Here is a 20,858-nt window from a genome sequence, read left to right on the forward strand (position 1 = left end):
TCCCTCTCGATTCGCGATTTCAAGCTCCCCGCCCGACGCCGCAATGAAGACACAATTCGCCAGCTTTTACAAAGCCTATTCTGTGCCGCATGGTTGACGAACTGCGAAATTAGTTGAACTGGACTCCGGTATTGATTGGTCCAGACTTCGCTTGGCGCGCCCGCCGCCGATGCTCTAGGATCGGCCGCGCAGCTGGAATTTTATGATCACCGGAGGGGCCGGGCATGGCAGTCAGGGACGCATTCGGCCTGACATTTTCGGGCGCGAGCGAGGCCGGGTTTTCGCCCTACAGCCAGGCCGTTCATGAATTGCAATGCTTTATCGGCGACCCCGTCGCTTCCGTCGATCGCGCCATTGCGGCCGACCCGGGCTTCGTCATGGCACATGTGTTCAAGGGCTACCTGTTCGGCCTCGCCACCGAGCGCGAGGCAACGGCGGTGGCCAAGGCATGCCATGAAACGGCGCTGCCGCTTGCCGCGACCGCGCGCGAGCGGGCGCATGTCGCTGCCCTTGGCCATCTCGCCGCCGGCCGCTGGCACGAGGCCTCGCGCTTGCTCGAAGATATCGCCATCGATTTCCCGCTCGACGCGGTGGCGCTGCAGACCGGGCACCAGGTCGACTTCTTCACCGGCAACGCCCGCATGCTGCGTGACCGTATCGGCCGCGCACTGCCATCCTGGCAAAAGGACATGCCTGGATATCATGCCATTCTTGGCATGCAGGCATTCGGGCTGGAGGAAATGGGCGACTATGCGCGCGCCGAGAGACTGGGCCGGCAGGCTGTCGATATCGAGCCGCGCGACGGCTGGGCGCAGCATGCTGTCGCCCATGTCATGGAAATGCAAAGCCGGCAAAGGGACGGCATCGCCTGGATGCGCGCCAATCCCGAGGCGTGGACGAAAGAGAGTTTCCTGCAGGTGCACAATTGGTGGCACCTGGCGCTGTTCCACTACGATCTCGGCGAGACCGAAGAGGTGTTGGCCCTGTATGACGGGCCGATCTACGGCGCGCCGTCGACGATGGCGCTCAATATGGTCGATGCCTCGGCGATCCTGTGGCGGCTTTATCTCGGCGGCGTCGATGTCGGCGACCGCTGGATAGCACTCGCCGCCAACTGGCCCAAGGTCGGTGCCGGCAATTACGCTTTCAACGACGCCCATGCCATGATGGCCTTCGTCGGCGCAGGGCTCGAGGCGCCAGCCAAGACCTTGCTCGAGGCACAGCGCGAGGCGATGCGCGGCAGCGACGACAACGGTGCCTTCACCAGGGATGTCGGCCATCCGTTGACATTGGCGATCAAGGCTTTTGGCGAGGGCGACTACAACGAGGCGGTGCGCCTGATCCGGCCGATTCGCTCGATTGCTCATCGCTTCGGCGGCAGCCACGCCCAGCGCGACGTGATCGACCTGACGCTGATCGAGGCGGCGTTGCGCGCCGGCGACACAGCATTGGCACGGGCGCTGACGGCTGAGCGTCAGCTGGCTCGGCCGGACAGCCCGCTGTCGGCGCTGTTTTCTCGACGGGCCGCCAATTTGTCAGAGAATTGACCCGCAGCGGATCTTGTTTTAAAAACTGGCCAAGCCAGATTTTTTCGAGGCCCGAAAAAATTAATGGCAGTGGGAGGAATGCATGTATCTCGGCCTCGATCTCGGTACGTCGGGCGTCAAGGCGCTGTTGATCGATGCCGGGCAAACCGTCATCGGCTCCGGCCATGCTTCACTTGACGTATCGCGGCCACATCCCGGCTGGTCCGAGCAGAATCCGGCCGACTGGGTCCGAGCCTGCGAGACCGCTATTGCCGACCTGAAATCAGCGCATCCGAAAGACCTTGCCGCCGTCAAAGGCATCGGCCTCTCCGGCCACATGCACGGCGCAACCTTGCTCGACGCCGGCGACCAGGTGCTGCGCCCCTGCATATTGTGGAACGATACGCGCAGCCATGCCGAGGCGGCCACGCTCGATGCCGACCCACGCTTCCGCAAGCTGACCGGCAACATCGTCTTCCCCGGCTTCACCGCGCCAAAACTCGCCTGGGTGAAGAACAACGAGCCGGCTGTCTTCGCCAAGGTGGCGAAGGTGCTGCTGCCCAAGGATTTCCTGCGGTTCTGGCTGACCGGCGAGCATATGTCGGAAATGTCCGACTCGGCCGGCACCTCATGGCTCGATGTCGGCAAGCGGCGCTGGTCGCCGGAACTGCTTGCAGCCACCTCGCTCGACGAGAAGCAGATGCCATCGCTGGTCGAAGGCACTGAAAAGGCTGGCGCCTTGCGCGCCGATCTCGCCTCCAAATGGGGCGTCCAGGCTGGCATCCCGATTGCCGGTGGCGCCGGCGACAATGCGGCTTCGGCCTGCGGCATGGGCACGGTCGGCGCCGGCCATGCCTTCGTTTCGCTAGGCACTTCCGGCGTGCTGTTTGCTGCCAATGCCTCCTACCTGCCGAACCCGGCCAGTGCGGTCCACACTTTCTGTCACGCGCTGCCCAACACCTGGCACCAGATGGGCGTCATCCTGTCGGCGACGGATTCGCTGAACTGGCTGTCGGAGGTATCGGGGAAGAAGGCCGGCGAACTGACCGCCGAACTCGGCGAGGCGCTGAAGGCGCCGAGCGGTGTGTCATTCCTGCCTTACCTCTCGGGTGAGCGCACGCCTTACAATGATTCCGCCATCCGCGGGTCCTTCACCGGGCTGGCGCATGAATCGAGCCGTGCGGTGCTGACGCAGGCCGTGCTTGAAGGTGTCGCCTTCGCCTTCCGCGACAGCCTCGAAGCGCTGAAGACAGCCGGCACGATCTTGACCAGGGTGACGGCGATCGGCGGCGGCTCGCGCTCGCACTACTGGCTGAAGGCGATCGCCACCGCGCTGCAGGTGCCGGTGGATATTCCCGCCGACGGCGACTTCGGCGCCGCGTTTGGTGCTGCAAGGCTTGGGCTGATTGCGGCGACGGGGGCGGATCCGCTGGCTGTTTGCACGGCACCGAGGACCGATGCGACGATCGAACCGGATGCCGCGCTTGGTGGGGCGTATGCCGATGCCTATCAGCGCTATCGGGCGCTGTATCCCGCGATCAAGGCGGCAACCACGTGAGTCAGTGCGAGGCACCCCCCTCTGCCCTGCCGGGCATCTCCCCCTCAAGGGGGGAGATCAGCAGCTTGGGTGCCTCGCTCATTGTTGCAGCGTTGGAGATTGGCGAAGGCCAACGCGACAGCCAATCTCTCCCCTTGAGGGGGAGATGGCCAGCAGGCCAGAGGGGGGTGCCTCGCATCACCCTTGCCCAGTTAGCCTCACTGCGCCGGAACCTTGTCCAGAAACCCGGTGACGCTCTTCAAACGTCCATTCTCGATGACACCGATATCAGTGCCTTCGATAACCGACGGAACACCCTCCGGTCCGAGGTTCCACGAGAAGCGGATCTTGTCGCCAAACCCGTCCGGCGAGCCCTTCAGCGAGAATCGGAAGCCGGCAAATCGTTGCTGCACGCCGTCGATAAGAGCGGCCACACCCGCATGGCCGTCGCCCTGCATCAGCGGATCGCGGTAGCTGACGTCTTCGGTGAAGGTAGCCTTGAGCAGTTCGGCGCGGCGATCCGCATCGGCCTCGTTCCAGGCGGTGATGTAGTTTTGAGCGATCGTGTTGAGGTCGGTCATGGTTTGTCTCCTTCGTTGAGTGGCTTTGACACGAGCCTTTTCACCCCTTGGCAGAACGAAACCAATTACGCCTGAGGTAATCAGGGCGAACTATTCGAGAGAGGACAGAAATCATGAGCAGCGGATTTTTCGGCGACATCAAAGCAATCAAGTATGAGGGGCCGGATTCGACCAATCCGCTGGCCTACCGGTTCTACAACCCGGACGAGGTCGTCGCCGGCAAGCGGCTGGAAGATCATCTGCGCTTCGCCGTCGCCTACTGGCATTCCTTTGCCTGGCCGGGCGGCGATCCGTTCGGCGGCCAGACCTTCGACCGTCCCTGGTTCCCCAAAGCGGGCGGCGTCGACACGATGGAACTGGCGAAGCTCAAGGCCGATGTGGCCTTCGAGATGTTCTCGCTGCTTGGTGCGCCATATTTCTGCTTCCACGACGCGGATGTGCGCCCGGAAGGCAAGGATTTCTCCGAAAGTGCCGCGCGGCTTGACGAGATCGCCGACTATTTCGCGGCCAAGATGAAGAAGACCGGCGTCAAGCTGCTCTGGGGTACGGCCAACCTCTTCTCCAACCGCCGATTCATGTCGGGCGCCGCCACCAATCCAGATCCCGACGTGTTTGCCTATGCGGCGGCGACGGTGAAGAGCTGCATCGACGTCACCAAGCGGCTGAAGGGCGAGAATTATGTGCTGTGGGGCGGGCGCGAGGGCTATGAGACGCTGCTCAATACCGACCTTGCCCGCGAGCAGGAGCAGGCCGGACGCTTCCTCAGCCTGGTCGTCGACTACAAGCACAAGATTGGCTTCAAGGGCACGATCCTGATCGAGCCGAAGCCGCAGGAGCCGACCAAGCACCAATACGACTACGACGTCGCCACGGTCTACGGCTTCCTCAAGCGCTTTGGGCTGGAGAAGGAAGTAAAACTCAACATCGAACAGGGCCACGCCATCCTGGCCGGCCATTCCTTCGAGCACGAGCTGGCGTTGGCAAATGCGCTCGGCGTCTTCGGTTCGATCGACATGAACCGCAACGACTACCAGTCGGGCTGGGACACCGACCAGTTCCCCAACAACGTACCGGAAATGGCGCTCGCCTATTACCAGGTCCTGCAGGCCGGTGGCTTCAAGACCGGCGGCACCAATTTCGACGCGAAGCTGCGTCGCCAGTCGCTCGATCCGCAGGACCTGCTGATCGGCCATATTGGCGGCATGGATTCGTGCGCACGCGGTCTCAAGGCAGCCGCGAAGATGATCGAGGACAAGGCACTGTCGGGTCCGCTGGCCGAACGCTATGCCGGCTGGAACAGCGCCGAAGCCAAGGCGATGCTGTCGGGCAAGCGCACGCTGGAAGACATCGCCGAGCGTGTGGTCAAGAAGAAGATCGAACCGCAGCCGCGCTCCGGCCGCCAGGAACTGCTGGAGAACATCGTCAATCGCTACGTCTGAGGACGAAAGCCGATTCGCACTGCTTAAGGAGCGGCGGGATGAACATCCCGCCGTCTTGGAATGCTTTGTGCGGCAGCCTTCATCCGGCGACATGCTTTTGCCCTTTGCCGCCCCTCAATGACCTCGCTCTTGCCTTCAAACTGCCGTCACGTATCTCGTATAAGGATGCCGTTGTGGCGGGTGAAAAGGAAGGAGGCGAACCGATATGCAGCACGAACGCGAAATCGACGCCCTGCTCTCATCCGGCGAGACCGGATCGATCATCGACCGGCTGATGGCACTGCCGCGGCCGACCGACAATGTGAAAAACGAATGGGATCGCGCTGTCAGCAGCCGTTTCGAAGTCCGACTGGCGAGGCAGATGCGCTCGCAGATGGACGCCGGCAGCGATCGACAGAACGCAGCCTGATCTCTCTTTGTCTGTGCATGTCGTTATCCCAAAACTGCGACGCACGTTTGGGCGATATGCATCAACCTCGGCGGAGTCGCACCGGCGCTTCGCCGAACGCTCTTGAAAACGCTCTGGAAAATGCCGCGGCGGACGAAAATCCCGTCCGCCCGGCAATATCCGCCATGGCGATCCGCGTGTCGACCACCAGCCGCCGCGCCGCGCCCAGCCGCAGCCTGAGATAATAGGCGCCGGGCGTCTCGCCGATCGACTTGCGAAAAATGCTTTCCAGCGTCCGCGCCGTCACCCCGGCGCGTTTTGCCACCGCGTCGATCGTCAGCGGCTGGTCGACATGCGATTCCATCAGCCTAATCGCCTGCGCCAAGCGCGGGTCGTAGCCATCGAGCCGGCCGAGTGAGACCAGCGGCTGCGCGTCGGTGGCGGCGCGGGCCTGATCGTAGATGAAGACGCTGGCGACATCGAGCGCCACGGCCATGCCGAGCCGGGTGCGGATCAGATGCAGCATCAGGTCGAAGGTCGGCGACGCTCCGCCGGAGGTGAAGACCGGTCCGTCGATAACATAGCGGTCCGGACGGACATCGACGCCAGGGAAGGCCGAGGAAAAATCCTCCATGTCCTCCCAATGGGTGGTGGCGCTGCGCCCTTCCAGCAGACCGGCGCGGGCCACCAGCCAGGTGCCGGCCTCGACGCCGCCGCAGGCGCGGGCGGCCCGAGCCGCGCGGCGCAAGCCCGAAAGCAAAGCCGATGTCGCATAATTCTGGGTGCCGAAGCCGGCAACGACCACCAGAACGTCGGTTGGCTCGGCGGCATCGAAACGGCCGCTGACCGCCACTGGCAGGCCGCATGTCGTCACCGGCGCCTCGCCGGTGACTGAGACCAGTTTGAAATCGAACAGCGTCTCGCCGGAAATGCGATTGGCGGCGCGCAGCGGGTCGACGGCCGAAGCCACGCACATGATGGACGAGCCGGAAAACACCAGCAGCGTCACCTTGAGCGGCGAGCGTTCCGAGCGAAAGATGGTCGGCTTTTCGCTTTTGATCATGGAAGCTTCGTAAATCGCAAAACAGTTCCCCGCAAGTCGGACCATTGTTAGGACCTCTGACGATTGGGAGGAAATTGCCATGCCGCTCGCGATGAACCGTGAGGTCTTCATTACCTGTGCCGTCACCGGCTCCGGCGGCACGCAGGACCGCTCGCCGCATGTGCCGCGCTCGCCCAAGCAGATCGCCGATTCGGCCATCGACGCGGCCAAGGCCGGTGCGGCCATCGTCCACTGCCATGTCCGCGACCCCGAGACCGGCAAGCCGCGCCGCGATGTCCATCTCTACCGCGAAGTGACCGAGCGCATCCGTGACGCCAATGTCGACGTGGTGCTCAACCTCACCGCCGGTATGGGCGGCGACATGGTGTTCGGTTCGCCGGAGGCGCCATTGCCGCTCAACGAAAAAGGCACCGACATGGGCGGCGCCACCAACCGCATGGAACATGTGCGCCAGTGTCTGCCGGAAATCTGCACGCTGGATTGCGGCACCATGAACTTCGCGGAAGCCGACTACGTCATGACCAACACGCCCGGCATGCTGCGCGCCATGGGCGGCATGATGACGGCACTCGGCGTCAAGCCGGAGATCGAGGCCTTCGACACCGGCCATCTCTGGTTCGCCAAGCAGCTGGTCGAGGAAAAGGTGCTGAACCCCGATGCGCTGGTGCAGCTCTGCATGGGCGTACCATGGGGCGCGCCCGACGACCTCAACACCTTCATGGCGATGGTCAACAATGTGCCGTCGACCTGGAACTGGTCGGCCTTCGCCATCGGCCGCAACCAGATGGCCTATGCCGCAGCGGCGGTGCTCGCCGGCGGCAATGTCCGCGTCGGGCTTGAAGACAATCTCTGGCTCGACAAGGGCGTGCTGGCGACCAACGCACAGCTGGTCGAGCGCGCCGCCAGCATCGTCACCAATCTCGGCGCCCGTATCCTCGGGCCGGAGGAAGTGCGCAAGAAGCTCAACCTGACCAAGCGGGCGCCGATCGCAGCAGCTGCGTAAGGCGGGAGTTGGCGATGGCTGATACCGTCAAATTCACCGCGATGAAGGATGGCGACAAGGACGATTACGAGTTCCTGACCGCCCATGAAATCGACTATGCCGCCAAGACCGGCGAGCGGCTGCTCGACGCGCTGGTCCAGCTCGACGAAGGCCTGTCCGGCTACAAGATCACCCGGCTCGGCCATTCGCTGCAGGCGGCGACGCGGGCGTGGCGCGACGGCGCCGACACCGACTGGATCGCCTGCGCGCTGCTGCACGACATTGGCGACATCTACGCGCCCTACAATCACGACGAATACGCCGCTTCGATCCTGAAACCTTTCGTGCGCGAGCAATGCACCTGGGTGGTGGAAAAGCATGGGGATTTCCAGCGCCTCTATTACGCGCATCATCTCGGCGGCAACCGCCATGCGCGCGACCGCTTCGCCGGCCATATGTATTTCGACGATTGCGACCAGTTCTGCGAACGCTGGGATCAGTCGAGCTTCGACCCCGACTACGAGACGCTGCCGATCGAATTCTTCCGGCCCTTCGTGCTCGAAGTCTTTGCCCGCAAGGCCTACGACGCCTCTGTGATCCGCGCCGGCGAGCGCATCCCTCTCATCGACCCTCAAACAGCCAAGACAAGAACCGGAGCCTGACCATGAGCATCATCAACAAGGCGGCCGCCATCGGCGGCGGTGTCATCGGCGCCGGCTGGGTGGCGCGGCTTTTGCTCAACGGCATCGACGTGTCGATCTTCGATCCGGACCCGGAAGCGTCGCGCAAGGTCTCGGAAGTGATGAAGGGCGCGCGCCGCGCCTACAAGCAGATGGTTCCCGGCGGCCTGCCCAAGGAGGGCAAGCTGACCTTCGCCAAGACGATTGCCGAAGCGGTGGCCGATGCCGACTTCATCCAGGAGAGCGTGCCGGAACGGCTCGACCTGAAGCACCGTGTGCTGGCCGAGATCGACCTTTATGCGCCGGCCAACGCCATCGTCGGCTCGTCCACCTCCGGCATCAAGCCGACCGACATGCAGGTGGCGATGAAGAAGCATCCGGAGCGGCTGGTTGTCGGACATCCCTTCAACCCGGTCTATCTCCTGCCGCTGGTCGAGATCGTCGGCGGCGAGCAGACATTCCCCGAGGCGATCGAGGTTGCGAAAGAAATCTATGCCTCGATCGGAATGAAGCCGGTGGTGATCCGCAAGGAGATCGAGGCCTTTGTCGGCGACCGCTTGCTGGAAGCAGCCTGGCGCGAGGCGCTGTGGCTGATCAAGGACGGCATCTGCACCGTCGAGGAGCTCGACGACATCATGCGCTACGGCTTCGGCCTGCGCTGGGCGCAGATGGGCATGTTCCAGGTCTATCGCGTCGCCGGCGGCGAGGCCGGCATGCGCCACTTCATGGCGCAGTTCGGGCCGTGCCTGAAATGGCCGTGGACCAAGCTTATGGACGTGCCGGAGTTCAACGACGAACTGGTCGACCTGATCGCCACCCAGTCGGACGACCAGGCGCATGGCCTGTCGATCCGCGAGCTGGAAAAGATCCGCGACGACAATCTGGTCGCCATCATGGACGCTCTGTCGAAGCAGAACAAAGGCAAGGGCTGGGGCGCCGGCGCGCTGCACAAGGACTATACCAGGCAGCTGGCCAAGCTGGCGGCGAAGAAACCCACGGCTTCCAAGGCTGCCGAAAAGGCCAAGGCGTCGAAGCCGGTGAAGAAGGTGGAAAAGCCGAAGAAAAAGAACAAGGGCTGAAGACCATGGATTTCGGGCTGTCGGAGGAACAGAAGCTCATTGTCGAGACGACGCGCGCCTTCGTCGAGAATGAGCTTTACCCGCATGAACGCGAGGTCGAGCGCACCGGCGTGCTGCGCCGCGAGCTGATCGAGGAGATCAAGGTCAAGGCGATCGAGGCCGGGCTCTACGCCGCCAACATGCCAGCCGATGTCGGTGGCGCCGGCCTCGATACGGTGACCTGGCTGCTCTACGAGAAGGAGCTCGGCCGCGCCAATTACGCGCTGCACTGGACTTGCGTGGCGCGCCCCTCCAACATCCTTCTGGCCGGCACGCCGGAACAGCGCGAAAAATACCTGTTCCCTTGCATCCGTGGCGAAAAGTGGGACTGCCTGGCGATGACCGAGCCCGGCGCCGGCTCCGACCTGCGCGGCATGAAAGCGACCGCCGTGCAGGACGGTGACGACTGGGTGCTCAACGGCACCAAGCATTTTATCAGCCATGCCGATCTGGCCGACTTTGCCATCGTCTTCATGGCTTCGGGCGAGGAAGAAACCGCGCGCGGCAAGCGCAAGAAGATCACCGCCTTCTTCGTCGACAAGGGCACCAAGGGTTTCACCGTGCGCGACGGCTACCGCAACGTCTCGCATCGCGGCTACACCAACGCCATCCTTGAATTCGACGATTGCCGCTTGCCGGCAAGCCAGGTTCTGGGTGAAGTGCACAAGGGTTTTGAGGTCGCCAATTCCTGGCTCGGCGCCACCCGCCTGCAGGTCGGCGCCACCTGCCTCGGCCGCGCCGAGCGGGCGCTCGGCCATGCCATCGAATATTCCGCGCAGCGCCAGCAATTCGGCCAGCAGATCGGCAAGTTCCAGGGCGTGTCGTTCAAGCTCGCCGACATGGCGACCGAACTGAAGGCCGCCGACCTCATGGTGTTCGAAGCCGGGTGGAAGTACGATCAGGGCACTGTCACCGATCAGGACATGGCGATGGCCAAGCTGAAGGCGACCGAAATGCTGGCTTACGTTGCCGACGAAGCCATCCAGATCCATGGCGGCATGGGGCTGATGGACGACCTGCCGCTGGAGCGCATCTGGCGCGATGCGCGCGTCGAGCGCATCTGGGAAGGCACTTCGGAGATTCAGCGACATATTATTTCGCGGGCGCTGCTGCGTCCGTTCGGAGCATAGAGCATGATGTACCCAAAACCGGGGTCCGGTTTTGGGGAGAAGATCATGCTCAAACGAAAAGATGGCCATGCATAAACTCGAACGTCTCCTGCGCCCGAAGTCGATTGCCGTGTTTGGCGGGGCGCAGGCCGCTGCCGTCGTCGCGCAATCGATCAAGATGGGCTTTGCCGGCGAAATCTGGCCGGTGCATCCGACCAAGGACGAGGTGGCTGGCCGCAAGGCCTATCGCTCCGTTGCCGACTTGCCCGACGCGCCAGATGCCGCCTTCGTGGGCGTCAACCGGCATCTGACCATCGAGGTGGTCAAGGCGCTGGCCGAACGTGGCGCCGGCGGCGCCGTCTGTTTTGCCGCGGGCTTTCTCGAGACCGAGGCTTATGATGACGATGGCGAGCGGCTGCAGGCCGAACTGGTCGCTGCTGCCGGCCAGATGCCGATCATCGGCCCGAACTGCTATGGGCTGATCAACTATGCCGACGGCGCGTTGCTGTGGCCCGACCAGCATGGCGGCATCAGGCTGCCCGAAGGCGCCAAGGGCGTCGCCATCATCACCCAGTCGTCCAACATCGCCATCAACATGACGATGCAGAAGCGCGGCCTGCCGATCGCTTTCCTGATGACCGCCGGCAACCAGGCGCAGACCGGCCTGTCTGAAATGGCGCTTGGCCTGGTCGAGGATGACCGCGTCACATCGCTTGGCTTGCACATCGAGGCCTTCGATTCGGTAGCCGGCTTCGAGAAACTGGCCGCGCGAGCCCGCGAACTGAAAAAACCGATCATCGCCATGAAAGTCGGCCGCTCCGAACAGGCGCGGCAAGCGACAGTCTCGCACACCGCCTCGCTCGCCGGCTCGGACGCCGCTTCCGGCGCTTTCCTGAGGCGGCTCGGCATTGCGCGCGTCGATTCCATCCCCGCCTTCATCGAGGCGCTGAAGCTGCTGCACGTCACCGGTCCGCTGCCCGGCTATCGCCTGTCGTCGATGAGCTGTTCGGGCGGCGAGGCCTCGGTGATGGCCGACAGTGCCGAGGGCCGCTGGGTCAACTTCCCAGAGCTCACCAGCAAGCACCGCGCCCATGTCAAATCGACGCTCGGGCCGCTGGTCGCTGTCGCCAACCCGTTGGACTACCACACCTTCATCTGGAACAACGAGCCGGCGATGACCGCCACCTTCACCGCCATGGTCTCGGGCGGTTTCGACCTCAACATGCTGGTGCTCGACTTTCCGCGCCCCGATCGTTGCTCGGTCACCGACTGGTGGGCGACGCTGCGCGCCTTCGAATCGGCGCTGAAGACCAACAAGGCGCATGGCGCGATCGTCTCGTCGCTGCCGGAGAACCTGCCGGAGGAATACACCGCCGAGCTGATGGCGCGCGGCATGGTGCCGTTGTTCGGCATCTCCGAAGCCATGGACGCGGCAGGCGCAGCAGCCTTCATCGGCTGGGCCTGGGCCGAGCCGCAGGCGCAGCCGATCGACACGACGGCTGCCGGTGCCGCCGAAGGCGGCCATGTGACGCCTGACGAGGCCGAAGCCAAGGAGCGGCTGATCAAGGCCGGCTTGCCGGTGCCGAAGGGCGAACGCGCCGCCAATGCGGTCGACGCCGTCATCTCGTCGATGGCGCTCGGCTTCCCGGTGGCGCTGAAGGCGCTCGGCGTCACCCACAAGTCGGAAGTCGGCGCTGTCAGGCTGAGCCTCAAGGACGCCGAATCCGTCAGCACGGCGGCGCATGATCTGCTGCCGCTCGGCACCGGCCTCTATGTCGAGCGCATGGTGCGCGACGGCGTCGCCGAACTGATCGTCGGCTTCACCCGCGACCCGATGTTCGGCGCCGTGATGACGCTGGGCACCGGCGGCGTGCTGGTCGAGTTGTTGCGCGACAGCGTCACCCTGATGCTGCCGGCGACGCGCGACGATATCGAGGCGGCCCTGCGCCGGCTGAAACTGTTCCCCCTGCTCGAGGGCTATCGCGGCCGGCCGAAAGCCGATGTCGCCGCCGCCATCGAGGCCATCGCGGGCATTGCCGACTTCGTCCAGAAGAATGCCGGCGAGATCGAGGAACTCGACATCAACCCGCTCATCGTCTGCGCCGAGGGCAAGGGCGCCTGGATCGCCGACGCGCTGCTGGTGCTGGGAGAGAAGAAAAATGTCTGACGTCATTTCGACCCGCCGCGAGGGCACTATCCTCGAGGTCACGCTTGACCGGCCGAAGGCCAATGCCATCGACCTGAAGACCTCGCGGCTGATGGGCGAGACGTTCAAGGCGTTCCGTGATGATCCGGAGCTTCGCGTCGCCATCGTCAAGACCGCCGGCGACAAGTTTTTCTGCGCCGGCTGGGATTTGAAGGCCGCAGCCGGCGGCGACGCGGTCGATGGCGACTATGGCGTCGGCGGCTTTGCCGGCCTGCAGGAGCTGCGCGACATGAACAAGCCGGTCATCGCCTGCGTCAACGGCATGGCGGTGGGCGGCGGCTTCGAACTGGCGCTGTCCTGCGACCTCATCTACGCCTCCGACCATTCCTCCTTCGCGCTGCCCGAAATCCGCGCCGGCACGCTGGCCGACGCCGCGACGATCAAGCTGCCGAAGCGCATTCCCTACCATGTCGCCATGGACCTTTTGCTCACCGGCCGCTGGATGGATGTCGCCGAAGCGCATCGCTGGGGTCTGGTCAACGAAGTGCTGCCCAAGGAAAAGCTCGAAGACCGTGTCTGGGAGATTGCAAGGCTGCTGGCCAGCGGGCCGCCGCTGGTCTTTGCCGCGATCAAGGAGACGGCGCGGGTTGCCGAAGCCCTGACCTTCCAGGATGCGATGAACCGCGTGACGCGGCGGCAACTGGCGACCGTCGATGCGCTGTATGGCTCGGAAGACAATATGGAAGGGTTTCGCGCATTCGCCGAGAAGCGCGATCCGGTGTGGAAGGGGAAGTAGCCTAGCGGACGATGGCGTTCCTTCACACCCCCCTCTGCCCTACCGGGCATCTCCCCCTCAAGGGGGGAGATTGGCTGCTCGGACCTCGACGCCCACCCACCAACGTTGACGATTGGCGAAACCATTCGCGACATCCGATCTCCCCCCTTGAGGGGGAGATGGCCGGCAGGCCAGAGGGGGGTGCCTGGGCGCCATCATCCAAAGTTGGTCTTCCCGCATGACCGATTACAAAACCCTCATCGACGCCGAGACCTGGGCCTTCATCGAGCGGACCAATTCCTTCTACCCGCCCGACACGATCGACTACACCATTGCCCAGCAGCGCGCGATTTATGACCGGATGTGTCGCGAATTCTTTGCCGGCTATCCCGATGGTGTGACGGCGGAAACGACCATCATTGCCGCGCACGATATCCCGATCCGCATCTATCGCAGCGCTACCCCGAACAAGGCGGCGATGGTGCTCTACATCCATGGTGGCGGCTTTATCCTCGGCGGGCTCGACAGCCATGACGATGTCTGCGCCGAATTGTGCGCCCGCACGGGCTTCGAGGTGGTCTCCGTCGACTACCGCCTGGCCCCTGAGCATCTGCACCCGGCCGCCTTCGACGATGCGCGGCATGCCTTCGAATGGGCTGCCAAAACCTACGACCGTTCCGTCCTGCTCTGCGGCGACAGCGCCGGCGGCAATCTCTGCGCGGCCGTTGCCCACGCAACGCGCGGTCATGCGAAAAAACCAATCGGTCAGGTGCTGATCTATCCCGGCCTGGGCGGCGACCGCTCGAGGGGTTCCTACGTGAGGCATGCGGAAGCGCCGATGCTAACGGTGCGCGATCTCGACTTCTACAAGCACATCCGCACCGGCGGCGCTGACGGCTCCGGTGACATCGCTTTGTCGCCGCTCGCCGACACGGATTTCACCGGCCTGCCGCCAACCGTGCTCATCACCGCGCAATGCGACCCGCTGTCGTCCGATGGTGAAGCCTATCGCGACCGCGTCCTCGCCGCAGGCGGCCGCGCCACCTGGTTCGAGGAGCCGGGGCTGGTGCATAGCTATCTCCGGGCCAGGCACACGGTCGGCCGGGCGCGCGCCAGCTTCAGCCGTATCGTTGAGGCGGTCTCGGTGCTGGGCAAGGGCGACTGGGCTTGGTGATCATTCGCCGACAATCTGCCTGAGCAACCCTCCCAGGAGGAGCAAGCACCAAGCTGTCTCCCATCCTGAGTTGACTGACACAAGAATTAGTCGCCGCTTCTGTGAAATGGCGAACAGTCCCAGCCGCCGTTTTGCATGAACCTTTCCACTTCCGCCTGCGACTGACGCTCAGGCGCCGCATGGTGCGGGGCCGGAAAGGATGCCCCCAATGACCAGGACCCCAGAGACTCGCAGGTCTCCGGGAACAACGGGAGCTCAGCGCGACCATCGCCTTCGGGATGGGGTCGATGCGCTGGGCTTCCGGCTGATTCCGTTGACCCTGCGCAGGAGCAAGCGTATCGTGAGGATGAGGAAAGCAGACAATTCGATCAGGGACGAACGTGCCGGAACGACGCGCCTTGCCCTGATTCGCACGGCCGGACCGGACGTTCCTCCCGAAAACTTCGGGGGGAGTTTTATGTCCTGCGATCGCGGCACGTCCATGCCATCTCCACGCGGCGGTTTGCGTCGTTCGCTCCATCTGGCCGGCGGTTTGCTTGCCCTGGCGCTGAGCGCCACGCTCTGGTTGGGCACAGCTGCCCGGGCGCAGGAAACTCAGATCATCTATCCCGGCTCGATGGCCGTGACCGGATTTTCCGGCACCGTCATTCCCAATTTCGAAGAAGGGCTGCCGCCCGGCGTCGACCCGGTCGACGAAACCTTCATCGACACGACACGCGCCACCTTGCGCGTTTTCGACGTTTCGGCGCTGGGCGGACCTGCCTCCGGCCAACTCGTCTACACGCCGCCGCCTTTCGAAGTAACGGCCGAACAGATCGGCCAGGTGTTCGCCGTCACCTATGATGACGGCGTGCGCGACGGCGTCCCATCAGGCATCCCCAACCTCTATGCCGGCGCCACCTCGCTGCACGGCATCCGCATCGTCACCCCTGACGAAGACGCCGACGGCCGCCCTGAGCGGCAGCGCCGCGGCACGGCCGGCGCCGTCTTCATGGACGGCCAATTCGGCACCGAAAACGGCGGTGGTCCCGGCACGATCTGGAAGATCGACGGCATCACCGGCGCCGTCTCCAGATTCGCCGACATCGACACCAACAGCGGTCCCGGCATCGGCGACGTCAGCTTCGACAGCAATCACCGCGAGTTTTTCGCCAGCGACCTCGACACCGGCCTCATCCATCGCATCGCGGCCGACGGTACGCTGATCGACACGTTCGACCACGGCGTTGCCGGCCGACCGGCGCATGGGCTCGCGCCCGTCGCCGACGACGGCGCGGTGATGGACATACAAGGTGCTGCCTTCGATAGCGAAGACCCTGATACCTGGGGCTACACGCAGGATGAACGCCGCGTCTGGGCGGTCGCCTATCATGGCGGCCGGGTCTACTACTCGGTCGGCGAAAAGTCTGAAATCTGGTCGGTGGGCATTGCCCGCGACGGCCGCTTTGCCGGCGATCCGCGCTGGGAGCTGACGGTCAAGGCCGACAAGGACTACGCCGTCACCGACATCGCCTTCGACAATCAAGGCTTCATGTACCTGGCGCAGCGCGGCCCGGTGGAAAACCGCTACGATTACAGCCAGTTCGCCGATTCCGGCAAAGGCGAGGTCATCCGCTACTGGCGTGAAAACCCCGACGATCCGGCGACGGAATCGGAGTGGGTGGAAGAGCCGCAGGAATATGCGGCCGGTTTCCCGCAGGGCAACCGGCAGTCGGCCGGCGGCCTCGACCTGCAATATGGCTACGACGCCGAAGGCAATCTCAACACCGGCGTCTGCACCGATACGCTGGTCAACACCGGCGACAAGTTGCGCGACAACCCCACACTGGCCGACCAGCTCGCCGCCGGCGGGCCGCTTGCCGTGCACGGCGTGCAGATCACGCCGACGCCGCTGGTCAAGCCGGCCAACGTGCCGCCCTTCGGCTCGTGGTTCGTCGATTTCGACGGCTATTTCGAAGACCCCGAAGTGGAAGGCCATGTCGGCGATGTCGAGGTCTGGCACCCCTGCGAAGGCCGTGCCGGCTACTATGAAGAAATCCCCGGCGGTTACCTGCCGCCCTTCTATCCGCCTGATTTCCCACCGCCCGGCGATCTGCCGCCGTGCATCGATGTCGAGGATGTCCAGTTCTACTGTACGCCTCGCGGCCTCCAGGCCGACCTCTATCTCCATGACCATGCCGGCTTCGGCGGCGATTCGATCAAGGCCCAGTCCAGGACGCCAGGCGTCGGGGTAACATCACCCCAGTCGCATGCGCCCGGCAAGCCTTACACGATCGACATCACCGGCCACTCTCCGGGCGACACAGTCGATGTCGGGCTTTGCTTCTACAGGCAATCCGACAAGGACAAGGGTGGCTACTACCCTTGCTGCAAGATGACTTTGCCGCTCAGAACCCCAGCCGTCAGCTGCGAACGTTGAGGAGGGGAAGATGAAAAATCTCATGCTTTCCCCGATCGCGACGAGCAGTCAATCCACCGTCATGGAGACCATCATGAAACCCCTGTCATACGCCAGGCGCGGCGCGCGCTGGCTGATGGCGGCCGGTGTCGCGGTCGCCATGTTCACGCCTGTGGCAAGCCACGCCGAAGACGCCGTCCCGATCACTCCGGAACTGCGGCTCGACCTCGACAATTCGAAAATCATCACTCCGAGGCCGGAACGGGTCGTGCCGTTCTTCACCAAGAAAGGCACCCAGCGAGGTTGCGACTACGTCGTCTACTCCCTGAGCTTCGGCCTTCGCGGCGACCCGCAAGGCTTTGCCGACCCAAGCTTCGTGGCCAGGCTGAAGAAACTCCAGCTCGACTTCAAGGATCAGCTTCCGCACGGTCTTGCGATCGTCAACGTCAACGTGTCCGGCGACGGCACCGATGCGTCCGGCGGACCATTGCCGGGCGCGACGATCAGCACCTCGGCCAATCCGAACGACACGGCGACGGTGTCCGATTTCCGGATTTCCGCCACCGATCTCGACGGCGCAGGCGCCGCCAACGAACGCGTCATCAATTTCAAGATCACGGCCAAGATCGACCATGCGGCGTTTCCTTCGCCGACCATCGTCGACAACCAAGGTATGATCAAGGTGACACCGGGCGTCGGCACGGGGGTCATCATCCCGTCGCAGGATCCGGGCAAGCCCGACGATGGCGACTTCAAGACCGGCGTGAAGACCTCGATCAAGATCGACCTCACCAAATGCGACCGACCGCCACCGCCTGACAAGGAATGCTTCAAGGTGGAGCGCGGCACGGTCGATTGCGTGCCCGGCGGCGGCGCCTTCATCTACCACATGCCTGTCGGCCCCGAGATGGGCGGCAAATGGGTGCAGGTGTCGACGACGACCCCCGGCATCACCATCATCCCCGACACCCAATTGGTGCCGGCAGGCGGCGGTGTGCTCAACTGGAAGATCGTCGGCGCATCGCCCGGCGATGTCATCCACCTCATCGTCACCGGCATCGAGACCTATGCCGGCCCGAAGGAGGGTTGGGGGCTGTGCTGCACGCAAACCATCGACATCGTCATCCCGCGTGACCTGAGATGTCCGCCCAAGGACAAGGAACCGGACCTCAAGGTCGAGAAACGCGCCGACGTGACGCGTTGCACGATGGGTGGCGGCTGCGACTTCACCATTCGGGTCACCAATGTCGGCGACGGGCCGTATCACGGCAAGATCGTGCTCGACGAGGTGACGCTGCCGGCCGGCTCGACGCTGGATTCAGGGCCCAACCCGCCCTGGGTCTGCGTGCCCGGCGCGACCCCGATGACGTGCGCCTATCCGGTGACCACGCTCAATCCGGGCGCCTCCGTCGACCTCAAGCTCGGCTTCAAGCCGGCCGGTGGCTGGCAAGGCAGCACGCTGCGCAACTGCGCCACCTACAATTACGGCGCCAGCGGCAAGCCGCTGTTCGGCAGCCAGCAGAACGATCGTGGCTGCGCCTCGATCCCGATCTGCCGGCGTGGCGACCGCGACCGAGATTGCCGACCGCCGGTCGACAAGAAGGTCGACCTGATCCTGAAGAAGCGTGCCCGCATTCCGGTCTGTACGCCTGACGGCATCTGCTACTTCGTGATCGACATCATCAACAACGGCAGCGTCCCCTACAATGGGCCGCTGACGGTCATCGACAATTACCCGGGCGGCGCGCCGGCTTCTTCGACCTTCGGCCCGTCTCCGCCCTGGACATGCGGACCCAACGGCCCCGGCCAGTTCCGCTGCGACAATGCCGGCATCGTGCTGATGCCGGGCGCCTCGACGCCGATCGTCGTCAAGGCGGTGATGCCGGCCGGCTACCAGTTGGACTCGGTGGAAAACTGCGCGGCGCTGAAGCCCGTTCCCGGTGAGGTCGACCTCACCAACAACAAGGCCTGCGCCAAGGAACGCTTCCGGCATCCCAATGGCGGCAAGCCAAACTTGCGCATTACCAAGGCGTGCAACGGCTCGCTGGCCGGCGCGGCGGTGGTTTCCTGCCGCATCACCGTCGTCAGCCTTGGCACCTCTGCCCCCACCGGTCCGGTGCGGGTCAACGATGCCGCCACGCTGATCGCGGGTGGCGCGCCGGTCCAGATCCAGACCGTCACACCCGACGGCGCGGAATGGGCCTGCGGAGCGGTTCCGGCCAACGCGCTGTCGTGCCAGATTCCCGGCGCCGTGATGACGCCCGGAACATCCAGGCACTTCGACGTGACGGTCTCCGCCAATGGCGCGTTCGAGAACTGCGCACGCGGCTCGTACGGCCCGGCTCCGGGAGACGACGTTGTCTACCCGTTCGGCCAGGCCTGCGCCAAGGGTGGCGGCACCTCCACCATCAGCGTCAAGAAGACCGGCGATGCCGAGTGCCAGCCGGGACAGCCCTGCTCGTTCGAGATCACCATCACCAATGACGGCCAGACCCCATTCTCGGGTCCGGTCCGCATCGGCGATGCGATCGGCGTGGACGGGCTCGGCCGGCTGGAAGGCGTTGCGATCACCTCGATCGAACCACCCTTCGGCTGCTCGCCAGAACCGACGACGCTGCCTCTGTCCTGCATCGCCAACCTGACGCTCGGCGCCGGGGAAAGCCACGTGCACACTGTCACCGTGGTCCTTCCCGACGCCCCGCTGGCCAACCTGCAGGGCAATGTCAGCGGCCAGAACTGCGTCGGTGTCTTGTCTCCTGATACCAGGGTGCAAGGCGGCGACATGCTGTCCGGCGATCAGACCAACATCCAGGGCGATCGCGGCAAGGCCTATGCGTGCCATCCCTTCACCATCAAGCGTGAGGTGAAGAAAGAGTGCTCGCCGGGCTTTGTGATGAACGACGCCGGCCGGTGCGTGTGTCCGGAAGGCACAACCTTCCGCAACGGCCAGTGCTCGGCCGACGGTGGCGTCATCATCGAGCCAAAGCCAAGGCCCTGTGTGCTGCTCAAGGGCCAGATCCGCACCGAGGACGGACGCTGTGTCTGCCCACGCGGAACCGAGCTCGAGAACGGCGCCTGCGTCAAGATCGACAAGCCGGGCTGCACCATCCCCGGTTCGGTCCCGACGTCGGACGGCAATGGCTGCTACTGCCCGGACGGCACGCATCTCGACCGACAGGCAAATGCCTGCGTGCGCGACAAGCAGAAGCCCGACCAGTGCACGATACGCGGCCAGGTTCATGACGCCGACGGCGACTGTGTCTGCCCGCGTGGCACCGAGGTGCGCAATGGAGCCTGCCGGCCGATCCGGCCGAAGCCAGAGCAGTGCACCATCCGCGGCCAGGTTCATGACGCCGATGGCGATTGTGTCTGCCCGCGTGGGACCGAGGTGCGCAATGGAGCCTGCCGGCCGATCCGGCCGAAGCCAGAGCAGTGCACCATCCGCGGCCAGGTTCATGACGCCAATGGCAATTGCGTCTGCCCACGGGGCACCGAGGTGCGGGACGGTGCCTGCCGGCAGAAGCGGCCTGTGCTGGAACAGTGCGACATACGCGGCCAGGTCCACAACAAGCGCGGCGAGTGCGTTTGCCCGCGCGGCACCCAGGTGATCGACGGCGCATGCCGCAAGCCGAGGCCGGAAGAATGTGCCCCGGGCTCGGTGATGATCAACGGCCAGTGCCAACCGATCAGGCGGCGCTGCCCGGAAGGCACCGTTGGACGGTATCCGAACTGCCGGCCCATTCGCCCACAGCCATCGCTCGATCCGAGCCTGTTGCTCAATCCGGGGATCCTCCAGCAGTTCGTGCCGAAGCGCACGCAGCAGCCGCAGGTACAGCCGCAGAGAGATCCGACGGCCAACTTCAAGCCGTAGGTTCTGGATACGAGCCAGAAACCCCCGCCGGAGCGATCCGGCGGGGGTTCTTTCAGGCGGCAGAGTTGTCG

Annotated in this window: 15 protein-coding genes; 13 read left to right on the forward strand and 2 right to left on the reverse strand. The window is 64.3% G+C overall.

Annotated elements, in window-relative coordinates:
• Positions 1-224 precede the first annotated feature (224 nt).
• Positions 225-1,547, forward strand: coding sequence for a tetratricopeptide repeat protein (locus tag AC1DXM_RS13110; RefSeq protein WP_477233430.1), 1,323 nt, complete (start codon positions 225-227; stop codon positions 1,545-1,547).
• 82 nt (positions 1,548-1,629) lie between these two features.
• The gene (xylB, locus tag AC1DXM_RS13115) at positions 1,630-3,084 is read left to right on the forward strand and encodes a xylulokinase (RefSeq protein WP_477233431.1); all 1,455 of its coding nucleotides are present in this window, start codon (positions 1,630-1,632) and stop codon (positions 3,082-3,084) included.
• A gap of 197 nt (positions 3,085-3,281) precedes the next feature.
• On the opposite strand, the gene AC1DXM_RS13120 is transcribed toward xylB, so the two are convergent.
• The gene (locus tag AC1DXM_RS13120) at positions 3,282-3,644 is read right to left on the reverse strand and encodes a nuclear transport factor 2 family protein (protein ID WP_477233432.1); all 363 of its coding nucleotides are present in this window, start codon (positions 3,642-3,644) and stop codon (positions 3,282-3,284) included.
• 113 nt (positions 3,645-3,757) lie between these two features.
• Between AC1DXM_RS13120 and xylA the strand changes: the two genes are divergently transcribed.
• Both xylA and AC1DXM_RS13130 read left to right on the forward strand, forming a co-directional pair.
• Entirely contained in the window at positions 3,758-5,083 is a 1,326-nt protein-coding gene (gene xylA / locus AC1DXM_RS13125; protein ID WP_477233433.1) for a xylose isomerase, read from the forward strand.
• Between the two features lie 205 nt (positions 5,084-5,288).
• The gene (locus AC1DXM_RS13130; RefSeq protein WP_475454560.1) at positions 5,289-5,492 is read left to right on the forward strand and encodes a hypothetical protein; all 204 of its coding nucleotides are present in this window, start codon (positions 5,289-5,291) and stop codon (positions 5,490-5,492) included.
• A gap of 61 nt (positions 5,493-5,553) precedes the next feature.
• On the opposite strand, the gene AC1DXM_RS13135 is transcribed toward AC1DXM_RS13130, so the two are convergent.
• The gene (locus AC1DXM_RS13135) at positions 5,554-6,534 is read right to left on the reverse strand and encodes a GlxA family transcriptional regulator (protein WP_181056733.1); all 981 of its coding nucleotides are present in this window, start codon (positions 6,532-6,534) and stop codon (positions 5,554-5,556) included.
• Positions 6,535-6,613: 79 nt separating this feature from the next.
• Between AC1DXM_RS13135 and bcoG the strand changes: the two genes are divergently transcribed.
• The 9 genes from bcoG to AC1DXM_RS13180 all read left to right on the forward strand — a co-directional run bounded on the left by bcoG (position 6,614) and on the right by AC1DXM_RS13180 (position 20,787).
• Positions 6,614-7,537: a 3-dehydrocarnitine:acetyl-CoA trimethylamine transferase BcoG gene (gene bcoG / locus AC1DXM_RS13140; RefSeq protein WP_203277694.1), complete on the forward strand. Its 924-nt coding sequence runs from the start codon at positions 6,614-6,616 to the stop codon at positions 7,535-7,537.
• A gap of 14 nt (positions 7,538-7,551) precedes the next feature.
• The gene (locus AC1DXM_RS13145) at positions 7,552-8,178 is read left to right on the forward strand and encodes an HD domain-containing protein (RefSeq protein ID WP_203277695.1); all 627 of its coding nucleotides are present in this window, start codon (positions 7,552-7,554) and stop codon (positions 8,176-8,178) included.
• A 2-nt stretch (positions 8,179-8,180) separates the two neighbouring features.
• The gene (locus AC1DXM_RS13150) at positions 8,181-9,275 is read left to right on the forward strand and encodes a carnitine 3-dehydrogenase (RefSeq protein WP_477233434.1); all 1,095 of its coding nucleotides are present in this window, start codon (positions 8,181-8,183) and stop codon (positions 9,273-9,275) included.
• Between the two features lie 5 nt (positions 9,276-9,280).
• Positions 9,281-10,444 (forward strand): acyl-CoA dehydrogenase family protein, encoded by a 1,164-nt coding sequence (locus AC1DXM_RS13155; protein ID WP_477233435.1) that lies wholly within the window; start codon positions 9,281-9,283, stop codon positions 10,442-10,444.
• Between the two features lie 67 nt (positions 10,445-10,511).
• Positions 10,512-12,590: an acetate--CoA ligase family protein gene (locus tag AC1DXM_RS13160; RefSeq protein WP_477233436.1), complete on the forward strand. Its 2,079-nt coding sequence runs from the start codon at positions 10,512-10,514 to the stop codon at positions 12,588-12,590.
• Entirely contained in the window at positions 12,583-13,365 is a 783-nt protein-coding gene (locus tag AC1DXM_RS13165) for a carnitinyl-CoA dehydratase (protein WP_477233437.1), read from the forward strand. The genes AC1DXM_RS13160 and AC1DXM_RS13165 overlap by 8 nt, the downstream gene beginning before the upstream one ends.
• 217 nt (positions 13,366-13,582) lie before the next feature.
• Complete coding sequence (locus AC1DXM_RS13170; protein WP_477233438.1) at positions 13,583-14,518, forward strand: alpha/beta hydrolase; 936 nt, start codon at positions 13,583-13,585, stop codon at positions 14,516-14,518.
• Positions 14,519-14,975: 457 nt separating this feature from the next.
• On the forward strand, positions 14,976-16,937 hold the full coding sequence (locus AC1DXM_RS13175) for a YncE family protein (RefSeq protein WP_477233439.1): 1,962 nt from the start codon (positions 14,976-14,978) through the stop codon (positions 16,935-16,937).
• A 10-nt stretch (positions 16,938-16,947) separates the two neighbouring features.
• Positions 16,948-20,787, forward strand: coding sequence for a DUF7929 domain-containing protein (locus tag AC1DXM_RS13180; protein WP_477233440.1), 3,840 nt, complete (start codon positions 16,948-16,950; stop codon positions 20,785-20,787).
• Positions 20,788-20,858: the final 71 nt, after the last annotated feature.

The sequence above is a fragment of the Mesorhizobium sp. P3_A2 genome, assembly GCF_056403115.1.